The organism is Pseudomonas sp. GM_Psu_1 (genome assembly GCF_026544185.1).
In the GTDB taxonomy this organism is placed as follows: Bacteria; Pseudomonadota; Gammaproteobacteria; order Pseudomonadales; family Pseudomonadaceae; genus Chryseomonas; species Chryseomonas oryzihabitans.
Window position 1 is genome coordinate 77,264 of record NZ_JALNUX010000007.1, and the last position, 19,634, is coordinate 96,897.

21 protein-coding genes are annotated in these 19,634 nt (G+C 65.0%); 1 reads left to right on the forward strand and 20 read right to left on the reverse strand.

The genetic code is table 11. The annotated features are described in order from the left end of the window. Positions 1-41 precede the first annotated feature (41 nt). From OXS31_RS14085 to flhA, 12 genes are all read right to left on the reverse strand, one after another. Entirely contained in the window at positions 42-962 is a 921-nt protein-coding gene (locus OXS31_RS14085) for a chemotaxis protein CheW (RefSeq protein WP_027601695.1), read from the reverse strand. A gap of 57 nt (positions 963-1,019) precedes the next feature. Beyond that, the gene (locus OXS31_RS14090) at positions 1,020-1,808 is read right to left on the reverse strand and encodes a ParA family protein (protein ID WP_267399699.1); all 789 of its coding nucleotides are present in this window, start codon (positions 1,806-1,808) and stop codon (positions 1,020-1,022) included. A gap of 35 nt (positions 1,809-1,843) precedes the next feature. Further along, complete coding sequence (motD, locus tag OXS31_RS14095) at positions 1,844-2,707, reverse strand: flagellar motor protein MotD (RefSeq protein ID WP_077172427.1); 864 nt, start codon at positions 2,705-2,707, stop codon at positions 1,844-1,846. A gap of 11 nt (positions 2,708-2,718) precedes the next feature. Continuing rightward, on the reverse strand, positions 2,719-3,459 hold the full coding sequence (locus OXS31_RS14100; RefSeq protein WP_108581215.1) for a flagellar motor protein: 741 nt from the start codon (positions 3,457-3,459) through the stop codon (positions 2,719-2,721). 34 nt (positions 3,460-3,493) lie between these two features. After that, positions 3,494-4,612 carry a chemotaxis response regulator protein-glutamate methylesterase gene (locus tag OXS31_RS14105; protein WP_027597966.1) on the reverse strand — a complete coding sequence of 373 codons (1,119 nt, stop codon included), beginning with the start codon at positions 4,610-4,612 and terminating at the stop codon, positions 3,494-3,496. Between the two features lie 82 nt (positions 4,613-4,694). Further along, the gene (locus OXS31_RS14110) at positions 4,695-6,938 is read right to left on the reverse strand and encodes a chemotaxis protein CheA (RefSeq protein WP_042133010.1); all 2,244 of its coding nucleotides are present in this window, start codon (positions 6,936-6,938) and stop codon (positions 4,695-4,697) included. 26 nt (positions 6,939-6,964) lie between these two features. Further along, positions 6,965-7,753 carry a protein phosphatase CheZ gene (locus tag OXS31_RS14115; RefSeq protein WP_007160364.1) on the reverse strand — a complete coding sequence of 263 codons (789 nt, stop codon included), beginning with the start codon at positions 7,751-7,753 and terminating at the stop codon, positions 6,965-6,967. Between the two features lie 19 nt (positions 7,754-7,772). Further along, positions 7,773-8,147 carry a chemotaxis response regulator CheY gene (locus OXS31_RS14120; protein WP_169853335.1) on the reverse strand — a complete coding sequence of 125 codons (375 nt, stop codon included), beginning with the start codon at positions 8,145-8,147 and terminating at the stop codon, positions 7,773-7,775. Positions 8,148-8,234: 87 nt separating this feature from the next. Continuing rightward, positions 8,235-8,975, reverse strand: coding sequence for an RNA polymerase sigma factor FliA (fliA, locus tag OXS31_RS14125; RefSeq protein WP_027597968.1), 741 nt, complete (start codon positions 8,973-8,975; stop codon positions 8,235-8,237). Beyond that, positions 8,972-9,802: a flagellar synthesis regulator FleN gene (gene fleN, locus OXS31_RS14130; RefSeq protein WP_017642087.1), complete on the reverse strand. Its 831-nt coding sequence runs from the start codon at positions 9,800-9,802 to the stop codon at positions 8,972-8,974. The genes fliA and fleN overlap by 4 nt, the downstream gene beginning before the upstream one ends. A gap of 92 nt (positions 9,803-9,894) precedes the next feature. After that, positions 9,895-11,223, reverse strand: coding sequence for a flagellar biosynthesis protein FlhF (gene flhF / locus OXS31_RS14135; RefSeq protein ID WP_027597969.1), 1,329 nt, complete (start codon positions 11,221-11,223; stop codon positions 9,895-9,897). A 10-nt stretch (positions 11,224-11,233) separates the two neighbouring features. Further along, entirely contained in the window at positions 11,234-13,336 is a 2,103-nt protein-coding gene (flhA, locus tag OXS31_RS14140) for a flagellar biosynthesis protein FlhA (protein ID WP_223855469.1), read from the reverse strand. Positions 13,337-13,585: 249 nt separating this feature from the next. Here flhA and sodC point away from each other — a divergent pair, with 249 nt between their 5' ends. Continuing rightward, entirely contained in the window at positions 13,586-14,113 is a 528-nt protein-coding gene (gene sodC / locus OXS31_RS14145; RefSeq protein WP_007160370.1) for a superoxide dismutase family protein, read from the forward strand. Here the strand turns inward: sodC and flhB are convergent. From flhB to fliL, 8 genes are read right to left on the reverse strand one after another with little or no spacing between them, the layout of a single operon-like run. Next, positions 14,106-15,254 (reverse strand): flagellar biosynthesis protein FlhB, encoded by a 1,149-nt coding sequence (flhB, locus tag OXS31_RS14150; protein ID WP_007160371.1) that lies wholly within the window; start codon positions 15,252-15,254, stop codon positions 14,106-14,108. The genes sodC and flhB overlap by 8 nt on opposite strands. 12 nt (positions 15,255-15,266) lie before the next feature. Next, positions 15,267-16,043, reverse strand: a complete 777-nt coding sequence (fliR, locus tag OXS31_RS14155; RefSeq protein ID WP_027597971.1) for a flagellar biosynthetic protein FliR — start codon at positions 16,041-16,043, stop codon at positions 15,267-15,269. Between the two features lie 3 nt (positions 16,044-16,046). Beyond that, entirely contained in the window at positions 16,047-16,316 is a 270-nt protein-coding gene (gene fliQ / locus OXS31_RS14160) for a flagellar biosynthesis protein FliQ (protein ID WP_027597972.1), read from the reverse strand. A 28-nt stretch (positions 16,317-16,344) separates the two neighbouring features. Continuing rightward, positions 16,345-17,142, reverse strand: coding sequence for a flagellar type III secretion system pore protein FliP (gene fliP, locus OXS31_RS14165; RefSeq protein ID WP_007160374.1), 798 nt, complete (start codon positions 17,140-17,142; stop codon positions 16,345-16,347). Beyond that, entirely contained in the window at positions 17,139-17,552 is a 414-nt protein-coding gene (gene fliO, locus OXS31_RS14170) for a flagellar biosynthetic protein FliO (RefSeq protein ID WP_027597974.1), read from the reverse strand. Before fliO ends, fliP begins: the two co-directional genes overlap by 4 nt. A gap of 3 nt (positions 17,553-17,555) precedes the next feature. Continuing rightward, on the reverse strand, positions 17,556-18,011 hold the full coding sequence (gene fliN / locus OXS31_RS14175) for a flagellar motor switch protein FliN (RefSeq protein WP_007160376.1): 456 nt from the start codon (positions 18,009-18,011) through the stop codon (positions 17,556-17,558). A 56-nt stretch (positions 18,012-18,067) separates the two neighbouring features. Continuing rightward, positions 18,068-19,039 (reverse strand): flagellar motor switch protein FliM, encoded by a 972-nt coding sequence (gene fliM, locus OXS31_RS14180; protein WP_007160377.1) that lies wholly within the window; start codon positions 19,037-19,039, stop codon positions 18,068-18,070. Positions 19,040-19,047: 8 nt separating this feature from the next. Next, complete coding sequence (gene fliL, locus OXS31_RS14185) at positions 19,048-19,569, reverse strand: flagellar basal body-associated protein FliL (RefSeq protein ID WP_027597975.1); 522 nt, start codon at positions 19,567-19,569, stop codon at positions 19,048-19,050. Positions 19,570-19,634 lie beyond the last annotated feature (65 nt).

Sequence of the window (19,634 nt, forward strand, 5' to 3'; positions counted from 1 at the left end):
GCGAAGCGGGCGAACCCGCCGGTTAGTTGCAGCGGGCAGCCCTAGCGACGGCCACCCACCACCTGTTCAGCGAGCGCCGCCACATCCAGCAGCGCACACATCTGATCGATCACCGTACCGGCCAGCCACGGCCGGGTAGCGCGCTGGTTCCGCCATTTGACCTCGGCGGGATCCAGACGTACCGAATGGCTGACGCCGTGCACGGCCAGGCCCCAATCCAGACCTTGCAGCGATATCACGAATTTCAGCCCCTCGCGATAGTCGTCACGGTAACGCTCGGGCATCACCCAGCGCGCCGCGTCGAGCACACGCAGATTACCTGCCTGGCAGGGTAGCAGGCCCAGGAACCAGTCTGGCTGACCGAACAGCGGCGTCAACTCTTCGTCGGCCAGCGGATAGATGGAACCCAGGCACACCAGGGGCGCGGCCAGGGTCAGGCCGGCGACGTCGAACAGCAGGCATTCGAAGGGCTCTTCACCCCACTCCGGGCGACCGTCGAGATGCACGGCGCTGGGCGGTACGCCAGCCGCTGCCACCGGCTGCGTCACCGGGGTACCCACGGCGATGCCTTCCACCGCCGGACGGGCCGGCTCGGCGACCGGTGCCAGTTCGGGGACGCGCCAGTCCAGTTCGATATCGGTTTCGGGCGCGAGCAGCGGCTGGGGTGCAGGCAGCAGGACCTCGGGCAGGACGCGCTCGGCCAGGGCGACCGCGGGACGCCGGGCGGCCAGCGGCACGACCCGCGGCTGCCGTGCGGCATCCCGCTCGAGTTCTTCGCGTACCGCGGCGGCGAATTCGTCTTCGCTCACGCTGGCGATCGGCGCGGCCGGCACCACCACCGGCGCCACGACAGGCGTGGCTTCGGCAGTCGGCAGTTCCAGGAACGCGTCCAGCAGCAGGGCATCGAGATAGCCCTGGAGGACACGCTGAGGACGATTGTCGAGGGACGTCGGTTGGCTCATGGCGATCTACGTGAGTGAGTTGTCCAGCCTATCGGCCGGCGGAGTGGAAAACTTGAATCAGGCGACCTGGCTGCTGGGCGCACCGTCGAGCAGATGCCGCAGCAACGCCCGATAGGCGATGACGCCGCGGCTGTTCAGCTCGTAGCGCGACGGCACCTGGCCGGAGCGACTGGCATCGCGCAGCCGGGTATCGATGGGGATGAAGGCCTGCCACAGCTGGGCCGGATAGGTGTTGCGCAGGACCTTGAGCGTACCGATGGAGGCCTGGGTGCGGCGGTCGAACAGGGTCGGCACTATGGTGTAGGGCAGCGCCTGCTTGCGCGAACGGTTGATCATGGTCAGGGTGTTGACCATGCGTTCGAGCCCCTTGAGCGCGAGGAATTCGGTCTGGGTGGGAATCACCAGATGCTGGCTGGCCGCCAGGGCATTGACCATGAGGACGCCGAGCAGCGGCGGACTGTCGATCAGCACGTGATCGAAGTCGTTCCACAGCTGCGCCAGGCTCTTGGAGATCACCAGCCCCAGGCCGCTCTGGCCAGGCGACTGCCGCTCCAGGATGGCCAGGGCCGTGCTGGATGGCAGCATGGACAGCTGCGGATGGCTGGTGGGCAGCAGCAGCCGCTGCGGCAGCCCTTCCGGAACCTGACCCCCGTGCTGGAACAGGTCGAACACGCTGTGTTCGAGGCTGTCCGGATCCTGACCGAAATAGCTGGTCAGGGAACCGTGGGGATCGAGATCCACCAGCAGGACGCGCTTGCCCTCATCGCCGAGCAACCCGGCGAGGGCAACGGTGGTGGTGGTCTTGCCCACCCCACCCTTCTGATTGGCGACAGCCCAGACTCTCATGTGCAGACTTCCTCCCGACGACACGACCAGCCGGGTCAAGGTGCCGGCGTAGGGGCCGGCGACGAAGATTTGACAGGCGCCACCCCGGGCGCCCGTTCTCCAGGCGATGCTGCAGATTGTGTGCCAGTCGACGGATTTTGCAAGGTACTCTGCGGCCGGAACAGATCGAGATTGCGCGAGATCAGCAGCACCACCCGCCGATTGCGGGCGCGGTTGACGTCACTGGTGTTGTCGACCACCGGCTGATAGGCGCCATAGCCCACCACGGCCAGGCGTTGCGGCGCGATACCATTGCCGATCAGCAGGCGCACGATACTGGCGGCCCGGGCTGCCGACAGCTCCCAGTTGGTGGGATACAACGCCGTGCTGATCGGCCGGTCGTCCGTGTAGCCCTGGACCTGAATCGGATTCTTGAAGGGTGCCAGAATCTTGGCCACCTTCTCCATGAGGCCGAAGGCGGGATTGCTCGGCAGGGAATCGCCGCTGGCAAACAGCAGGTTGGAGCTGAGCTCGATTTCCAGCCACATCTCACTGGCCTTGATGTTCAGCTGATCGCCCGCGATGAGATCGCCGAAGGTGGCCCGCACACTGTCGGCGATCTGCTGCAGCGGATCGCTGGGGGTACCCTTGGCCGGCTGGGCGGCGCTGGCATCCATCACCGTCGGCGTCACGCCGGCGGGACGCTGGTCGCCGAGGGGGATGGGTTTGAGCGAACGCTCCGGCTGGCTGAAGATGCCCGACAGGCTGTCCGAGAGCACCTTGTATTTGCTTTCGTTCAGCGAGGAAATGGAATACATGACCACGAAGAAGGCGAACAGCAGGGTGATGAAGTCCGCGTAGGAGACCAGCCAGCGTTCGTGGTTCTCGTGCTCTTCGGGACGGCGGCGGCGACGAGGCATGCGGCGTCCTCCTAGTCCAGAAAACCTTGCAGCTTCATTTCGATGGAGCGGGGATTTTCGCCCTCGCCGATGGACATCAGCCCTTCCAGCAGCATTTCCCGGTAGCGGGACTGTTGCTGCGCCAGCGCCTTGAGCTTGTTGCCGACGGGCAGCAACAGCAGGTTGGCGAAGCCGACACCATAGATCGTGGCCACGAAGGCCACGGCGATGCCGCTGCCCAGTTGCGAGGGATCGGCAAGATTCTGCATGACGTGGATCAGGCCCATCACCGCGCCGATGATGCCCACCGTGGGCGCATAGCCGCCCATGGCCTCATAGACCTTGGCGGCGGCGATGTCGCGGTCTTCCTGGCCGTAGAGGTCCACCTCGAGGATGCTGCGCAGGGCTTCGGGCTCGGTGCCATCCACCAGCAGCTGCAGGCCCTTGGCGGCATAGGGATCGGCTTCGCGGGCGACCAGGGGCTCGAGCCCCAGAAGACCTTCCTTGCGCGCCACGTTGCTCCAGTTGACCACCTTGCGGATACCGCCGGTGAGGTCCAGCCGCGGCGGCATGAATATCCAGGCCAGCATGGTCAGGGCGCGCCGCAGCACCGGCAGGCGGGTCTGCAGCAGGACGGCACCCAGGGTGCCGCCGACCACGATCAATGCCGCCGGGCCATTGGCCAAGGCGGTAAAGGAGCCGCCCTCCAGCAGGTTGCCGCCCATGATGGCGGTAAAGGCCAGCAGGATGCCGATAAGACTGAGAACATCCACGCTCAATGCCCTTCTGGCCGGAGAACGCCTGCCGTCACGAACAGGCCTCGGTCAGGTGTCTGCCGATGTCGTCCAGGCCATAGATGGCGTCGGCCAGATTGGCCTTGGCGATGGCCATGGGCATGCCGTAGATGACGCAACTGGCTTCGTCCTGGGCCCACACCTGGCTGCCGACCTGCTTGAGCATCCGGGCGCCTTCGCGGCCGTCGGCGCCCATGCCGGTCAGGACCACCGCCAGCACCTTGTCGGCATAGGCCTTGGCCGCGGAGCCAAAGGTCACGTCGACGCAGGGCTTGTAGTTGAGGCGTTCGTCACCGGGCAGGATCTTCACCATGCCGCGGCCATCCACCATCATCTGCTTGCCACCCGGTGCCAGCAGGGCCAGGCCCGGACGCAACTGGTCACCGTCCTCGGCTTCCTTGACGCTGATGCGGCAAAGCTTGTCCAGGCGCTCGGCGAAGGCCTTGGTGAAGGCGGCAGGCATGTGCTGGATCAGCACCAGAGGCGCCGGGAAGTTGGCTGGCAGCTGGGTGAGCACCCGCTGCAGAGCCACCGGCCCGCCAGTGGAAGTGCCGATGGCTACCAGGCGATAGTGCTTGCGCTTGGGCGGCGGCGAAGCCGGGGCGGCGGGTGCATGACCCGCTGCAGCGCCGCTAGGCGCAGCCGGACGCGCTGCCGGGCGAGCCGTGGCCGGCGCCGCAGCGGCGCTTGCGGGCGCTGCCGGCGCGACGCTGGGCGCTACGGCGAAGCGCCGATTGGACCGGGCGATATGATGGATCTTCTCGCACAGCAGCTTCTGCACGCTGGCCGGATTGCGCGAGATGTCCTCGAAATTCTTGGGCAGGTAGTCGACCGCGCCGGCATCCAGGGCGTCCAGGGTGACCCGGGCGCCTTCATGGGTGAGCGAGGAGAACATCAGCACCGGGGTCGGGCACTTCTGCATGATGTGGCGGACCGCGGTGATGCCGTCCATCATCGGCATCTCGTAGTCCATGGTGATGACATCGGGTCGCAGCGCCAGGGCCTGGTCGACCCCTTCGCGCCCGTTGCTGGCCGTGCCCACCACCGAGATGTTGGGATCGGCCGCCAGGATCTCCTTGAGCCGACGCCGGAAGAAGCCGGAATCGTCCACCACCAGTACTTTTACCGGCATACGTTGAAACTCCTAACCTTGGGCGGCGCAGGCCACCCGATGGCGCCGGGCACGGGCCCGACGCCGCTCGTACCCGACCGACTCAGAGCCCGCGACGGGCGTAGCGCTTGAGCATGCTGGGCACATCGAGGATGAGCGCGATGCGGCCGTCGCCGGTGATGGTCGCCCCGGACATGCCGGGCGTTCCCTGCAGCATCTTGCCCAGTGGCTTGATGACCACCTCTTCCTGGCCCACCAGTTGATCGACCACGAAGCCGATGCGCTGGGTGCCCACCGAGAGGATCACCACATGCCCCTCCCCCTGCTCCACATGGGCCGCATTGGGCACCAGCCAGCGCTTGAGGTAGAACAGCGGCAGCGCCTTGTCGCGCACCACCACCACTTCCTGGCCATCCACCACGTTGGTGCGGGACAGGTCGAGGTGGAAGATCTCGTTGACGTTGACCAACGGGAAGGCGAAGGCCTGGTTGCCCAGCATCACCATCAGTGTCGGCATGATCGCCAGGGTCAGGGGGACCTTGATGACGATCTTGGAGCCCTGGCCCTTGGTCGAGAAGACGTTCAGCGTGCCGTTGAGCTGGCTGATCTTGGTCTTGACCACGTCCATGCCCACACCGCGACCGGAGATGTCGGAGATCTCGGCCTTGGTGGAGAAACCCGGGGCGAAGATCAGGTTGAAGCACTCGGTCTCGGTCAGGCGATCGGCCGCGTCGCGGTCCAGCAGACCTTTTTCCACGGCCTTGTTGCGCAGCAGATCCGCGTCCATGCCCTTGCCGTCATCGGAGATCGACAGAAGGATATGGTCGCCTTCCTGCTCGGCGGAGAGCACTACGCGCCCCGCACGGGACTTGCCGTTCTCTTCACGCTCGGCCGGTCCTTCGATGCCGTGGTCGACCGCGTTGCGCACCAGGTGCACGAGCGGATCGGCCAGGGCCTCGACCAGGTTCTTGTCCAGGTCGGTTTCTTCGCCGACCAGTTCCAGGTTGATCTCTTTCTTCAGGCTGCGCGCCAGATCGCGGACCAGGCGCGGGAAGCGACCAAAGACCTTCTTGATCGGCTGCATCCGGGTCTTCATGACCGAGGTCTGCAGATCGGCGGTGACCACGTCGAGGTTGGACACGGCCTTGGCCATGGCTTCGTCGCCGCTGTTCAGGCCCAGGCGTACCAGGCGGTTACGCACCAGCACCAGTTCGCCGACCATGTTCATGATCTCGTCCAGCCGCGCGGTGTCGACCCGCACGGTGGTCTCCGCCTCGCTGGTGGGACGCTCGGCAGGCGCGGCGGCTGCCGGCTTGGGCACCGCGGCCTCGGCCACTGGCGCCGGCTTCGGCGCCGGTGCGGGAGCCGCCGGTTGAGGTGCGGCCACCGGTGCCGGCGCAGCGGCCACCGGAGCGGCTACCGCTTCCGCGGCTGCCGCGGGACCACTGAACTTGCCCTTGCCATGCAATTCGTCGAGCAGGGATTCGAATTCGTCGTCGGTGATCTCGTCACCGCTCGCTGCGGCTGCCGGAGCCGCTGCGGCCGGGGCTGCAGCGACGGGTGCCGCGGCTTCGCTGGCGACGAACTTGCCCTTGCCGTGCAATTCGTCGAGCAGGGCCTCGAATTCATCGTCGGTGATGTCGTCGCCACCGGGCGCGGCCGCGGCAGGGGCCGCAGCGGCAACTGGCGCGGCGGCCGGCGCCTCCTGGAACTTGCCCTTGCCATGCAGCTGGTCGAGCAGGGCTTCGAATTCGTCATCGGTGATGTCGTCGCCACCGGCGGCTGCCGGCGTTTCCGCTGCCGCGCTCGGCTCGCTGCCCAGGGCATCGAGCAGATTCTGGAAATCGGCATCGCTCAATTCCGGCTCGGCCGCCGCAGCGGCGACCGGAGCCGGTTCCGCGACCACTGCCGGAGCGGCAGCCACGGGCGCAACCGGAGCCGGCGCCGGCGCACTGCCGGCGGGCTCGGCCAGGCGGGCCAGGGCCGCCAGCAATTCGGGCGAGGCCGGGGTCGGCTCTTCGCGTTCACGGACCTGACCGAACATCTCGTTGACGGAATCCAGTGCTTGCAGCACCACATCCATCAGCTCGGCATCCACGCGGCGTTCGCCCTTGCGCAGGATGTCGAAAACGTTTTCCGCGATATGGCAGCACTCGACCAGGGTATGGAGCTGCAGGAAACCGGCACCGCCCTTTACGGTATGGAAGCCACGGAAAATGGCGTTCAGCAGATCCATGTCATCCGGGCGGCTTTCCAGCTCGACCAATTGTTCGGACAACTGTTCGAGAATCTCGCCGGCCTCTACCAGGAAATCCTGGAGGATCTCTTCATCGGCGTCGAAGCTCATTCCTGCACTCCCCAAGAGGGTCTGGGTCAAAAGCCCAGACTGGATAGAAGATCGTCGACGTCGACCTGAGCGGCCACGACGTCTTCACGCTTATCGGCATGAATCTGCGGACCTTCACCCTTCATCGTCTTTTCTTTTCGATTCTGTTCGATCAGCGCGGTGTGATCGTGACTGAAGCCGGTATAGCGATCGACCTGGCTGGCCATCATCACCAGCTTGACGAGGTCTTTCTCGATCTGCCCGACGAGATTGACCACGCGCTTGATCACCTGACCGGTAAGGTCCTGGTAGTCCTGCGCCAGGAGGATGTCGTTGAGCTTGGCCGACAGTTGCTCGGCGCTGCTCTCGCTGTGACTGAGGAAGGCGTCGACGCGCTTGGCCAACTCGCGGAATTCGTCCGCGCCCATTTCCCGGCGCATGAACTTCTTCCAGTCGGCATGCACGGCCCGGGCTTCGTCGCCGAAGTTGCCTACCAGCGGAGCGCTCTCCTCCACCAGATCCATGGTCCGGTTGGCGGCGTTCTCGGTCATCTTCACCACGTAGGAGAGACGATCGGTGGCATCGCTGATCTGGGAGACCTCTTCGCCGGCCATGCCGCGCGGATCGATCTCGAAGTTGACGATGGCGTTGTGCAACTCGCGGGTCAGCTTGCCGACTTCCTGGTAGAGACCCCGATCGCGCAACTGGTTGAGTTCATTGATGACGTGCACGGCCTGGGTGAAATCGCCGCTTTCCAGGCATTTCACCAGCTCTTGGGCGTGCTGTTTGAGATTCGACTCGAAGTCGCTGAAGCTGTTGGAGCCAAGCTGATCCATAACGTCCCCGCGGCTTTCTTCAGCCGTTCACCCGCTCGAAGATCTTGTCGATCTTTTCTTTCAGCACCTGGGCGGTGAAAGGCTTGACCACATAGCCGTTCACGCCGGCCTGAGCGGCTTCGATGATCTGCTCGCGCTTGGCTTCGGCGGTCACCATCAGCACTGGCAGGGTCTTCAGGCGCGCATCGGCGCGCACCTGGCGCAGCAGGTCGATGCCGGTCATGCCGGGCATGTTCCAGTCGGTGACGAGAAAATCGAAGTTGCCGCTCTGCAACATCGGCAGCGCGGTGTTGCCGTCGTCTGCTTCGGCGGTATTGGTGAATCCCAGATCGCGCAGCAAATTCTTGATGATGCGTCTCATCGTGGAAAAATCGTCCACGATGAGGATTTTCATGTTCTTGTCCAAGTCGACCTCCGTCCTAATCCGCACACACGCCGCAAGGCGCGTCTAAGCAATCGTAGTAGCCTGAGTACCAGCCGGTTAACGCGAACGCCATTCCGCCAGCCGCGCCCGCAGGCGTGCCGCGCATTGACTGTGAAGTTGGCAGACGCGTGACTCGCTCACGCCCAGCACCTCGCCGATTTCCTTGAGGTTGAGTTCCTCGTCGTAATACAGCGAGAGCACCAGACGTTCACGCTCCGGAAGATTGGCGATGGCGTCGGCCAGGGCCTTGCGGAAGCGCTCGTCCTCCAGACCGCGACCGGGTTCGAGTTCATGCGAACCGCTCTCCTCGAGCCCATGCTCACCACCCTCCATGAGGTCGTCGAAACTGAACAGGCGACTCCCCATGGTGTCGCCAAGGATGCCGTAGTACTCATCCAGACTCAATTTAAGTTCGGCCGCGACTTCGGAATCTTTAGCGTCGCGACCGGTGCGCGCTTCCACCGCGCGAATGGCGTCGGTGACCATGCGCGTGTTGCGGTGCACCGAGCGTGGTGCCCAATCGCCCTTGCGGACCTCGTCGAGCATGGCGCCGCGGATGCGGATGCCGGCGTAGGTCTCGAAGCTGGCGCCCTTGCCGGCGTCATATTTGCGCGAGGCCTCCAGCAGGCCGATCATGCCGGCCTGCATCAGGTCCTCGACCTGCACACTGGCCGGCAGTCGCGCCAGGAGGTGGTAGGCGATGCGTTTCACCAACGGCGCATAGCGGTTGATGAGTTGCTCCTGCTGGGTACGTTCCGAGGTTTTGCTGTACATGCGAAGCCCGCTGGATGCTGTCATGCGTGGGTACCGATGGCTGGTTGCACAAGGCGCTCGACAAAGAACTCGAGATGGCCGCGCGGATTGGCGGGCAACGGCCAGCCATCGACTTTCTGAGCTACCGCACGAAAGGCCAGCGAGGCCTTGGCACGCGGAAAGGCTTCGAACACGGGGCGCTGTTTCTGCACGGCTTTGCGCACCGCCTCGTCGAACGGAATGGCGCCCACATACTGGAGGGCGACATCCAGGAATCTGTCGGTCACCTTGGTCAGCTTAGCAAAGAGATTGCGACCTTCCTGGGGCGTCAGCGCCATGTTCGCCAGGACCCGGAAACGGGTGACGCCATGGTCGCGATTGAGCAGCTTGATCAGGGCGTAGGCATCGGTGATGGAGGTGGGCTCGTCGCACACCACCACCAGGACTTCCTGGGCGGCGCGAACGAAGCTGACCACCTGGTCGCCGATGCCGGCCGCGGTATCGACGATGAGCACGTCGAGGTTTTCGCTGATGTCGCTGAAGGCCTGGATCAGACCGGCGTGCTGGGCCGGCGTCAGATTGACCATCGCCTGGGTGCCCGAGGCCGCCGGGACGATGCGGATGCCGCCCGGGCCGTGCAGCAGCACGTCGCGCAGCTCGCACTCGCCGGAGATGACGTCGGCCAGGGTGCGCTTGGGCGACAGGCCGAGCAGAACGTCGATGTTGGCAAGGCCCAGGTCGGCGTCGAGCAGCATGACGCGCCGCCCGATATCGGCCAGGGCCAAGGCCAGGTTGACCGACACGTTGGTCTTGCCGACACCGCCTTTACCGCCCGTGACCGCTATGACTTGGACGGGATGCATGCTACCCATTGCCTGATACCTTTGATTGAAATCCGTCACACTTTAGACCAAGTGCATTTGGCGTGCCCAGGCATGCAATGCACCACTACCGTTCGTCTGCGCTAACCGGCGCGGCGGGCATTGCTCTGATACAGGCCGGCAAGCATGCCCGCCATGGTTTCTTCGCTCGGTTCCTCGGGGGCCTGCAGGCTCACCGCGCGGCTCACCAGCTGGTGGCTGCGGGCCGGATGCAGGTCGTCCGGGATGCGCGGGCCGTCGGCGATGTAGGCCACCGGCAGGCGCTGGCTGATGGCCAGACCCAGGGCTTCGCCGAGACTGGCGGCTTCGTCCAGCTTGGTCAGCACGCAGCCGCTCAGGCCGCAGCGCCGATAGCTGTGGTAGGCCGCCTTGAGCACCTGGCTCTGGCTGGTGACACCCAATACCAGATAGTTGCGAATTTTCAGCTGGCGGTTGGCCAGGGCTTCGAGCTGCACCTTGAGCGCCGGATCATTGGCGGGCATGCCCGCGGTGTCGATCAGCACCAGGCGCTTGCGTGCCAGGGGTGCCAGCGCCTGGGCCAGGGACTGGCCCGGGTCGACCAGGGTCACCGGCACGTCGAGGATACGGCCGAGGGTCTTGATCTGCTCCTGGGCACCGATGCGGAAGCTGTCCATGCTGACCAGCGCCAGACTCTGGGGACCGTACTTGAGCACGTAGCTGGCGGCGAGCTTGGCCAGGGTGGTGGTCTTGCCCATTCCGGCCGGACCGACGAAGGCGACGACACCGCCCTCCTCCAGAATCTTGGCGTCGGTGGTCTTGGCCAGCTGGGCGAAGTTGGCCAGCAGCATGCGCCAGGCATGGCGCGGGTCCTGGATCTTGGCGACGCTGTCGAGCAGGTGGCGGGCCAGATCGGCCGGCAGACCCATGCGCTGCAGACGACGCCAGAGGCCGGCCTGCTGCGGACGGGTGGACTGCACCTGGGTCCAGGCCATGGAGCCGAGCTGGACTTCCAGCAGTTCACGCAGACCGCTGAGCTCGCTGCGCATGGCTTCCAGGGCGCGACGGTCTTCCGGCGCGGCGCTGGCGGCAGGGGCGGCAGCGGCCGGCTGGGGCGCACGCGGCGGGGCGATCACCGGCTCGCGACGGCTGTCGGCGGCGCTGATGGCGCCGAGCAGCTGCTTGTCCTTGGGTGCGGCCGAGGGCACGCCCGGCGCGCGGATGCTGAGGTCGGCATGGGCCTGGGCGATCTTCGCATGGGTCTTGCGCAACTCCGCCTGCAGCTCCGCGTTGGGCGCGGCCGGTGCCGGAGCCTGGTAGTCCAGCGCCGCGGTCAGCTCGACACCACCGGCGACCCGGCGGTTGCTGAGGATGGCGGCATCCGGGCCCAGCTCGTCGCGTACCAGCTTCATGGCTTGACGCATATCGGCGGCGAAGAAACGTTTGACTTGCATGATCTAGACCTCAGCCATTCTGGCCAACGGTAGCGACGATGGTGACCTGCTTGTTGTCCGGAATTTCCTGGTAGGCCAGTACACTCATGTTCGGCGCCGCCATCCGCGCGAAGCGGGACATCATCCCGCGGATCGCACCGGCTACCAGCAGCACCACTGGCTTACCCATCATTTCCTGACGCTGCGCTGCCTCGATGAGGGAACGCTGCAGTTTTTCAGCCATGCCAGGCTCGAGGAACATGCCGTCCTCGGCGCCTTGACCGGCCTTCTGCATACTACTTAGCAACATCTGTTCCAACCTTGGCTCAAGGGTGATAACAGGCAGCTCAGGCTCCATTCCAACGATGTTCTGGACGATTGCGCGGGACAAGGCGACCCGTACGGCACCGGCGATGGCGGCGGGATCTTGACTCCGCGGACCGACGTTGGCGATGGCTTCGGCGATGGTACGGATGTCGCGGACCGGGACCTGCTCCTGCAGCAGTTGCTGGAGGATCTTGAGCAGGGTCGACAGGGAGACGATGCCGGGCACCAGCTCCTCGGCCAGCTTGGGCGAACTCTTGGCCAGTACCTGCAGCAGTTGCTGGACCTCCTCGTGGCCGATCAGCTCGTGGGCGTGCTTGAAGAGCACCTGGTTGAGGTGGGTGGCGACCACGGTGCTGGCATCGACCACGGTGTAGCCGAGGGACTGGGCCTGGTCGCGCTGGGTGACGTCGATCCAGACCGCCTCCAGACCGAATGCCGGATCCTTGGCGGCGACGCCGTTGAGGGAGCCATAGACCTGACCGGGGTTGATGGCCAGTTCGCGATCGGGATAGATCTCGGCTTCGGCCACGCTGACGCCCATAAGAGTCAGACGATAGGCGTTGGGCAGCAGGTCCAGGTTGTCGCGGATGTGTACCGACGGCATGAGGAAACCGAGGTCCTGGGACAGCTTCTTGCGCACGCCCTTGATCCGCGCCAGCAACTGGCCACCCTGGTTGCGATCGACCATGGGGATCAGCCGGTACCCGACTTCCAGACCGACCATGTCCACCGGGGTGACGTCGTCCCAGCCCAGCTCCTTGGCCTCGGCCGGACGCTGCACGGGAGCCAGGTCCTGCTGCTTCTTGGCTTCGACCTCGGCGGTCTGCTTGGCCTGGCGCTGACGCTTGTAGATCAGCCAGGCACCGGCAGCGGCGGCGCCACCCAGGCCGAGGAACGGCAGGTGCGGCATGCCCGGCACCAGGCCCATGGCGATGATGATGAAAGCCGAGACCGCCAGCGCCTTGGGCGAGGCGAACATCTGACGATTGACCTGCTGACCCATGTCTTCGGCAGAGGACACCCGGGTGACCATGATGGCTGCGGCGACCGACAGCAGCAGCGAGGGAACCTGGGCGACCAGGCCGTCACCGATGGTCAGCAGGGCGTAGATGCGCGCCGCTTCGCCGAACGGCAGACCGTGCTGGGCCATGCCGATGGCCATGCCGCCGATGAGGTTGATGAAGAGGATCAGCAGACCGGCGACGGCGTCACCACGGACAAACTTGCTGGCACCGTCCATGGAACCGTAGAAGTCGGCTTCCTGGCCCACTTCGGTCCGACGCTTCTTGGCTTCGGCCTGGTCGATGATGCCGGCGTTCAGGTCGGCGTCGATGGCCATCTGCTTGCCGGGCATGGCGTCCAGAGTGAAACGCGCCGACACCTCGGAGATGCGGCCGGCACCCTTGGTCACCACCACGAAGTTGATGATCATGAGGATGGCGAACACCACCGCACCGACCACGTAGTTGCCGCCGACCACCACCTCGCCGAAGGCCTGGATGACCTTGCCCGCGGCGTCGTGACCGTCCTGGCCGTGCAACAGCACCACGCGGCTCGAGGCCACGTTCAGCGCCAGGCGCAGCAGGGTCGACACCAGCAGGATGGTCGGGAAGACCGCGAAATCCAGCGGCCGCAGGGCGTAGACGCTGACCAGCAGGACCACGATCGACAGGGCGATGTTGAAGGTGAACAGCACGTCCAGCAGGAACGGCGGCATCGGCAGGGTCATCATGGCGAGCATCGCCAGGACGGCCAGCGGCACGCCCAGGTTGCCGCGAGCCAGACCGCGCATGTTGCCCATCATCATGGATTTGTCGACTTTCACACCCATTCCTCGCTTGCCGGTGCCGTCGTCACGGAAAGTTGACGCAGCGCACTGTTCGCAGGGGCTTGAGCAAGCTCCGGGCCAACTGCTCAAGACCTTGAATCAGCGAGGTTTTCCGAGAGGTGATACAGGACTGGTTACGGATCGCCGGACTCGTCGGCTGAACCGTGGGCGGAGGCCATGAGTCTGTCTAGGGACCCGCGCTAGCGCGCCTATCCGAGGAACATCACCATGAAAATCTGGACCGCGACCCTGTTGGCCACCTGCCTGGTCGGCACCGCCCAGGCAGCCGAATCCCTGACGATCCCGCTGAACAAGGTCACGACCGACGGTGTGGGCGAAAGTGTCGGCAGCGTGCAGGTGACCCGCTCCAAGTACGGTCTGGTCTTCACGCCGGATCTCAAGGGCCTGGAGCCCGGTATCCATGGCTTCCACGTTCACACTAAGCCCAACTGCGGCGCGGCCGAGGTGAACGGCACCCTGACCGCGGGCGGCGCGGCGGGCGGCCATCTGGATCCGCGCAACACCGGCAAGCATAGCGCGCCCTGGTCGGACGACGGCCACCTGGGCGAATTGCCGGCGCTCTACGTGACCGCCGACGGCCAGGCCACCCAGCCGGTGCTGGCGCCCCGCCTGAAGCGCCTGGAAGAGCTCAAGGGCCATGCGTTGATGGTGCATGCCGGTGGCGACAACTACGCCGACCAGCCCAAGCCGCTGGGCGGTGGCGGCGCACGCGTCGCCTGCGGCGTCATCAAGTAGGCGCCTTCCCCTCCTCATCCCGCCGCAGATCCGGCGGGATGGGCAGATCGGACAGCTTGGGCTTGCGCCCGCGTCCGGCCCGGAATTGCCTGAGCTGATAGACATAGGCCAGGACCTGAGCCACGGCCACATAGAGTCCGGCCGGAATCTCCTGATCCACCTCGGTGGAGAAATACACCGCGCGCGCCAGCCCTGGCGATTCCAGCAGCGAGACCTGGTGTTCCTGGGCGATCTCGCGGATCTTCAGCGCGGTGAAATCGCTGCCCTTGGCCACCAGCACCGGCGCCCCGCCCTTGGCCGCGTCGTACTTGAGCGCCACGGCGAAGTGGGTCGGGTTGGTGATGACCACATCGGCATTGGGCACCTCGGCCATCATCCGACGCTGGGCCATCTGCCGCTGCATCTGGCGGATCTTGCCCTTGACCTCGGGCTTGCCCTCGGCGTCCTTGTATTCGTCCTTGATCTCCTGCTTGGTCATCATCAGCTTCTTGCGGTTGCTGAAGATCTGGAAGGGCACGTCCACCGCGGCGATGATCAGCAGCCCCAGGGCCAGCAGCAGGGTGGCATGCCCCACCACCTGCATGCTGTGCAGCAGCGCCTGCTCGGTCGGCAGCTTGGCGATCTGCAGCAGGGCCGTGCGCTCGCTCATCAGCACCAGCACCGACACGCCGAGGATGATGAAGAACTTGCCCAGGGCCTTGAGCAATTCCACCAGGGAATTCTTGGAAAACATCCGGGCGATGCCGGACATGGGATTCATCCGGCTCGGCTTGGGCGCCAGCATCTTGCCGGAAAAGAGGAAGCCACCCAGGGCGATGTGGCCAACGATGGCGGCGATCACCACCAAGGCGATCATCGGCAGCATCCCGATCATCGCCGCCTTGCCAGAGGCCAGCAGAAAGGTGCCCATGAAGCGTTCGTCCATGACCTCTTCGCGCCGCAGGGAGAAATTGCTGCGCATCACCTCCAGCAGCTTGCCGCCCAGGAAGGCGCCGTACATCAGCAGGCCGCCGACCCCCGAAAGCATGACCGCCACCGTGCCGAGTTCGCGTGATCGCGGGAGCTGCCCCTCCTCCCGGGAATCACGCTTGCGTTTCTCTGTGGGGTCTTCTGTACGGTCTTCGCCATCGGATTCAGCCATGCGGCATATCTCCTAGCGGGCTCGGGCGAGTTCGCGCAGCCATTGCAGCGCCTCGCTGGCGAGACTTTCATAGTGGGAGAGGATGTCGGCGGTGCCGAGCCAGACGATGACCATGCCCAGCACCACGATCAGCGGCATGCCGACGGAAAAGATGTTCAGCTGCGGCGCGGCGCGGGTCATGATGCCAAAGGCGATGTTGACTACCAGCAGCGCGGTGATGGCCGGCAGCACCAGCAGGATGCCGGCGCCCATGACCCAGCCCAGCCGCCCGGCGACCTGCCAGAAGTGCTCGACGCTCAGGGTATCGCCCACCGGCAGGGTAACGAAGCTTTCGGCGAGGATCTCGAACACCACCAGATGGCCGTTCATGGCCAGGAACAGCAGCGTCACCAGCATGGTGAAGAACTGGCCCATGACCGGGGCCGAGGCGCCGTTGACCGGGTCGATCATGGAGGCGAAGCTCAGACCCGCCTGGGTCGAGATGATCTGCCCCGCCACCACGAAGACATGGAAGAACAGCTGCAGGCTGAACCCCATCACCGCGCCGATGAGGATCTGTTCGACGATCAGCGGCAGCGCCTGGGGACTGATGGCATCCACCTGTGGCATCGGCGGCAGGGTCGGCACCAGCACCAGGCTCAGGGCCAGGGCCAAATACATCCGCACCCGCACCGGGACCAGGGTGGTGCCGATGATCGGCATGGTCATCAGCAGCGCGGCGATGCGGAACAGCGGAAACAGGAAGCTGCCGACCCAGCCGCCGATCTGGGCGTCGCTGAGGGCGAGCATGGGCTAGCCAATCAGCCGCGGGATGTTGGCGACCGAGGTCTGGATGAATTCCATCAGTTGCCGGACCATCCAGGGTCCCAGCACGATCAGCGTCAACAGGGTGACGATCAGCCGCGGCAGAAAGCTCAGGGTCTGTTCGTTGATCTGGGTCGCCGCCTGGAAGACCGCCACGATCAGACCGACGATCAGACTCGGCACCACCAGCACCGCCACCAGCAGCGCGGTAAGCCAGAGACCCTGGCGGAACAGATCGACGGCGACTTCAGGGGTCATTTCGCTTCTCCACGCAAAGGGGGCACCGCTAGACGGTGCCGAAGCTGCTGGCCAGGGTACCCATGATCAGCGCCCAGCCATCCACCAGCACGAACAGCATCAGCTTGAACGGCAGGGAGATGATCATCGGCGACAGCATCATCATGCCCATGGCCATCAGCACGCTGGCGATCACCAGGTCGATGACCAGGAAGGGAATGAAGATCATGAAGCCGATCTGGAAGGCGGTCTTGAGCTCGGAGGTGACGAAGGCCGGCACCAGGATCGACAAGGGCGCCTGGTCGGCGCTGGGGATATCGGTGCGCTTGGACAGCCGCATGAACAGGTCCAGGTCCGATTGCCGGGTCTGCCCCAGCATGAAGTCCTTCATCGGCACCTGCGCCCGGGCGATGGCGTCCTGGGCGCTGAGTTGTTCGTTCAGATAGGGCTGCACGGCGGTGGTGTTGATGCGATCGAACACCGGCGCCATGATGAACAGCGAGAGAAACAGCGCCATGCCCACCAGCACCTGGTTGGACGGCGTGGTCTGCAGGCCCAGCGCCTGGCGCAGGATGGCGAAGACGATGACGATGCGGGTGAAGCTGGTCATCAGCATGACGAACGCCGGGATGAAGCTCAGCGCCGTCATGATCAGCAGGATCTGCAGGCTGACCGAATATTCCTGCTGCCCCTGGCCGTTGGTGCTCAAGGTGATGGCCGGGATCGACAGCGGATTGGCCTGTCCGGCCTGCTGCGCCAGCGCCAGGGGCGCGAACAGCAGCACGGCCAGGCCCAGCAGCCAGCCCAGGGTGCGCCCGAGGTTGGCCGGGAGACGCGAAGAGATCATGGTTTCGCCTTGGGATCGCGGCTGATGAGTTCCAGCAGGCGCTGGGCGAATTCCGGCGCCGGCGCCTCGGTCTCGCCCGGTCGCACCGGCTCGCGCAGGCTGTGCAGCGGCGTGATCCGTCCGCCGGCGACACCGATCAGCAACTGCTCCTGGCCGACCTGAACCAGCACCAGCCGCTCGCGCGGGCCCAGGTGCTGGGTGGAGATGACCTTGATCACCTGCTGGCCGCGCGGACCCTGCTGCTGCACCCGGCGCACCAGCCAGGCCAGGCCGAGAATCAGCGCGATCACCAACAGCAGACCGAGCAGCAACTGGCCGACCTGCGCCCCCACATCCAGCCCCGGCGAGGTGGCTTCGGCGGCACGCGCGGTCAGGGGCAGGAGACCCAGCGGCAGGAGCAGACTCTTCATTGATCACCGCAGCTTCTTGATACGTTCCGTGGGGCTGATGACGTCGGTCAGGCGGATCCCGAACTTCTCGTTCACCACCACCACTTCACCATGGGCGATCAGCGTACCATTCACCAGCACGTCCAGCGGCTCGCCAGCCAGACGGTCGAGCTCGATGACCGAGCCCTGGTTGAGTTGCAGCAGGTTGCGGATGGAGATGTCGGTGTGGCCGACCTCCATGGAGATGGTCACCGGGATGTCCAGGATCACATCCAGGTTGGGCCCTTCCATGCCGCTCACTGCCAACCCCCCACTGCTCTGACCAAATTCTTCCACCGGCGCCTTGGGCGGCTTGGGGGCTTCGACCTGGGTACCCTGGGCCATCAGGGCGTCGATGTCGTCCTGACTGGCGTCACCGGCTTCGGCCAGGGCCGCGGCCCACTCGTCCGCCAGGGCTTGTTCTTCGGGGTTGTCTGCCATCGTCTGGGTCTCGTGCTACGCCGGGCCCGGGCCCGGACGGAAAAAACGGTTGTCGCTCAGCGGCCGCGGCTGACCGGTTCGAGAATCTGCAGGGCCAGGTTGCCCTTGCGCGCGCCCATCTTGACCTTGAAGGTGGGCATGCCATTGGCACGCATGAGCATCTCCTCGGGCATTTCCACCGGAATCACATCACCGGGCTGCATGTTGAGGATATCGCGGAGTTTGAGTTGGCGCCGGACAACCGTCGCCTCCAGGGGCACGCGCACATCGAGCAGGTCCTCGCGCAAGGCCTTGACCCAGCGTTCGTCCTGGTCGTCCACGTCCGACTGGAAGCCGGCGTCGAGCATCTCGCGGATCGGCTCGATCATCGAATAGGGCATGGTCACGTGCAATTCGCCGCCGCCGCCATCCAGTTCGATGTTGAAGGTGCTCACCACCACCACTTCGCTGGGGCTGACGATGTTGGCCAGGGCCGGGTTGACCTCGGAGTTCATGTACTCGAACTGGCAGTCGAGCATGGCGCCCCAGGCTTCCTTGAGATCGATGAAGCACTGGTCGAGCACCATGCGCACCACGCGCAACTCGGTGGGGGTGAATTCACGACCTTCGATCTTGGCGTGACGCCCGTCGCCGCCAAAGAAGTTATCCACCAGCTTGAATACCAGGCGGGCATCGAGGATGAACAGCGCGGTACCGCGCAGCGGCTTCATCTTGACCATGTTGAGGCTGGTGGGCACGTACAGCGAGTGGATGTACTCGCCGAACTTGGTGACCTGCACCCCACCCACGGAGACGTCCGCCGAGCGCCGCAGCAGGTTGAACATGCTGACCCGGGTATAGCGGGCGAAGCGTTCGTTGATCATTTCCAGGGTCGGCATGCGTCCGCGGACGATGCGATCCTGGCTGGTGAGGTCATAGCCCTTGATGGTGCCCGGCTCGGCATCGGTCTCGGTCTCGACGATGCCATCGTCGACCCCGTGCAGCAGGGCATCGATTTCATCCTGAGAGAGCAGATCTTGCACGGCCATGGCGTTACCTATTGCAGGACGAGATTGGTGAACAATACCTGTTCGATGGCAGTCTGGCCGGTCAGTTTCTTCGCCAGTTCCTGAACCTTGCTGGTGGCCTGCTGGCGCAGCATCTCCTTGCCTACCGGCGTCAGCAGGCTATTGAAGTCCTGCCCGGAAAACAGCATCACCAGCTGGTTGCGGACCTGCGGCAGTTGCGCCTTGAGCGCATCCATCTGCGCCTGGTCGCGCCCCATCAGGGTCACCGTGACCTGCATGTAGCGCTGGCGACCGTCGGCGTTGTAGTTGACCACGAAGGCCGGCACCAGCGCCTGGTAGACCGCGGCCAGATGCACCGGTGCCGCCGGAGCGGCCGGCGCGGCGTGCTCGGGCTCGGCGCTTTTCTTGCCGAGCAGGAACCAGGTCGCACCCACCGAAGCGCCTATGACCAGCAGCAGGGCCACGACGATGATGATGATGAGTTTGAGCTTTCCCTTGCCCTTGCCTTCCGCGGCTGCGCCCTCTGCCGCGGGCGCCTGCTTCTTCGCCATAAGTGTTCGACCGAATCCTGTGCGGCTCGTCACCCCTGTTGGGTGACGCAGCTAACCTATTGATA

Excerpts from the sequence above, each read along its gene's own strand:
- OXS31_RS14090 (WP_267399699.1), bottom strand. The coding sequence starts at position 1,808 with ATGAGAGTCTGGGCTGTCGCCAATCAGAAGGGTGGGGTGGGCAAGACC.
- OXS31_RS14105 (WP_027597966.1), bottom strand. The coding sequence starts at position 4,612 with ATGCCGGTAAAAGTACTGGTGGTGGACGATTCCGGCTTCTTCCGGCGT.
- OXS31_RS14085 (WP_027601695.1), bottom strand. The coding sequence starts at position 962 with ATGAGCCAACCGACGTCCCTCGACAATCGTCCTCAGCGTGTCCTCCAG.
- sodC (WP_007160370.1), top strand. The coding sequence starts at position 13,586 with ATGAAAATCTGGACCGCGACCCTGTTGGCCACCTGCCTGGTCGGCACC.
- flhB (WP_007160371.1), bottom strand. The coding sequence starts at position 15,254 with ATGGCTGAATCCGATGGCGAAGACCGTACAGAAGACCCCACAGAGAAA.
- OXS31_RS14120 (WP_169853335.1), bottom strand. The coding sequence starts at position 8,147 with ATGAAAATCCTCATCGTGGACGATTTTTCCACGATGAGACGCATCATC.
- flhA (WP_223855469.1), bottom strand. The coding sequence starts at position 13,336 with ATGATGATGGGCAACATGCGCGGTCTGGCTCGCGGCAACCTGGGCGTG.
- fliA (WP_027597968.1), bottom strand. The coding sequence starts at position 8,975 with ATGACAGCATCCAGCGGGCTTCGCATGTACAGCAAAACCTCGGAACGT.
- OXS31_RS14115 (WP_007160364.1), bottom strand. The coding sequence starts at position 7,753 with ATGGATCAGCTTGGCTCCAACAGCTTCAGCGACTTCGAGTCGAATCTC.
- flhF (WP_027597969.1), bottom strand. The coding sequence starts at position 11,223 with ATGCAAGTCAAACGTTTCTTCGCCGCCGATATGCGTCAAGCCATGAAG.
- fliP (WP_007160374.1), bottom strand. The coding sequence starts at position 17,142 with ATGATCTCTTCGCGTCTCCCGGCCAACCTCGGGCGCACCCTGGGCTGG.
- OXS31_RS14110 (WP_042133010.1), bottom strand. The coding sequence starts at position 6,938 with ATGAGCTTCGACGCCGATGAAGAGATCCTCCAGGATTTCCTGGTAGAG.
- fliL (WP_027597975.1), bottom strand. The coding sequence starts at position 19,569 with ATGGCGAAGAAGCAGGCGCCCGCGGCAGAGGGCGCAGCCGCGGAAGGC.
- motD (WP_077172427.1), bottom strand. The coding sequence starts at position 2,707 with ATGCCTCGTCGCCGCCGCCGTCCCGAAGAGCACGAGAACCACGAACGC.
- fliO (WP_027597974.1), bottom strand. The coding sequence starts at position 17,552 with ATGAAGAGTCTGCTCCTGCCGCTGGGTCTCCTGCCCCTGACCGCGCGT.
- fliN (WP_007160376.1), bottom strand. The coding sequence starts at position 18,011 with ATGGCAGACAACCCCGAAGAACAAGCCCTGGCGGACGAGTGGGCCGCG.
- fleN (WP_017642087.1), bottom strand. The coding sequence starts at position 9,802 with ATGGGTAGCATGCATCCCGTCCAAGTCATAGCGGTCACGGGCGGTAAA.
- fliR (WP_027597971.1), bottom strand. The coding sequence starts at position 16,043 with ATGCTCGCCCTCAGCGACGCCCAGATCGGCGGCTGGGTCGGCAGCTTC.
- fliM (WP_007160377.1), bottom strand. The coding sequence starts at position 19,039 with ATGGCCGTGCAAGATCTGCTCTCTCAGGATGAAATCGATGCCCTGCTG.
- fliQ (WP_027597972.1), bottom strand. The coding sequence starts at position 16,316 with ATGACCCCTGAAGTCGCCGTCGATCTGTTCCGCCAGGGTCTCTGGCTT.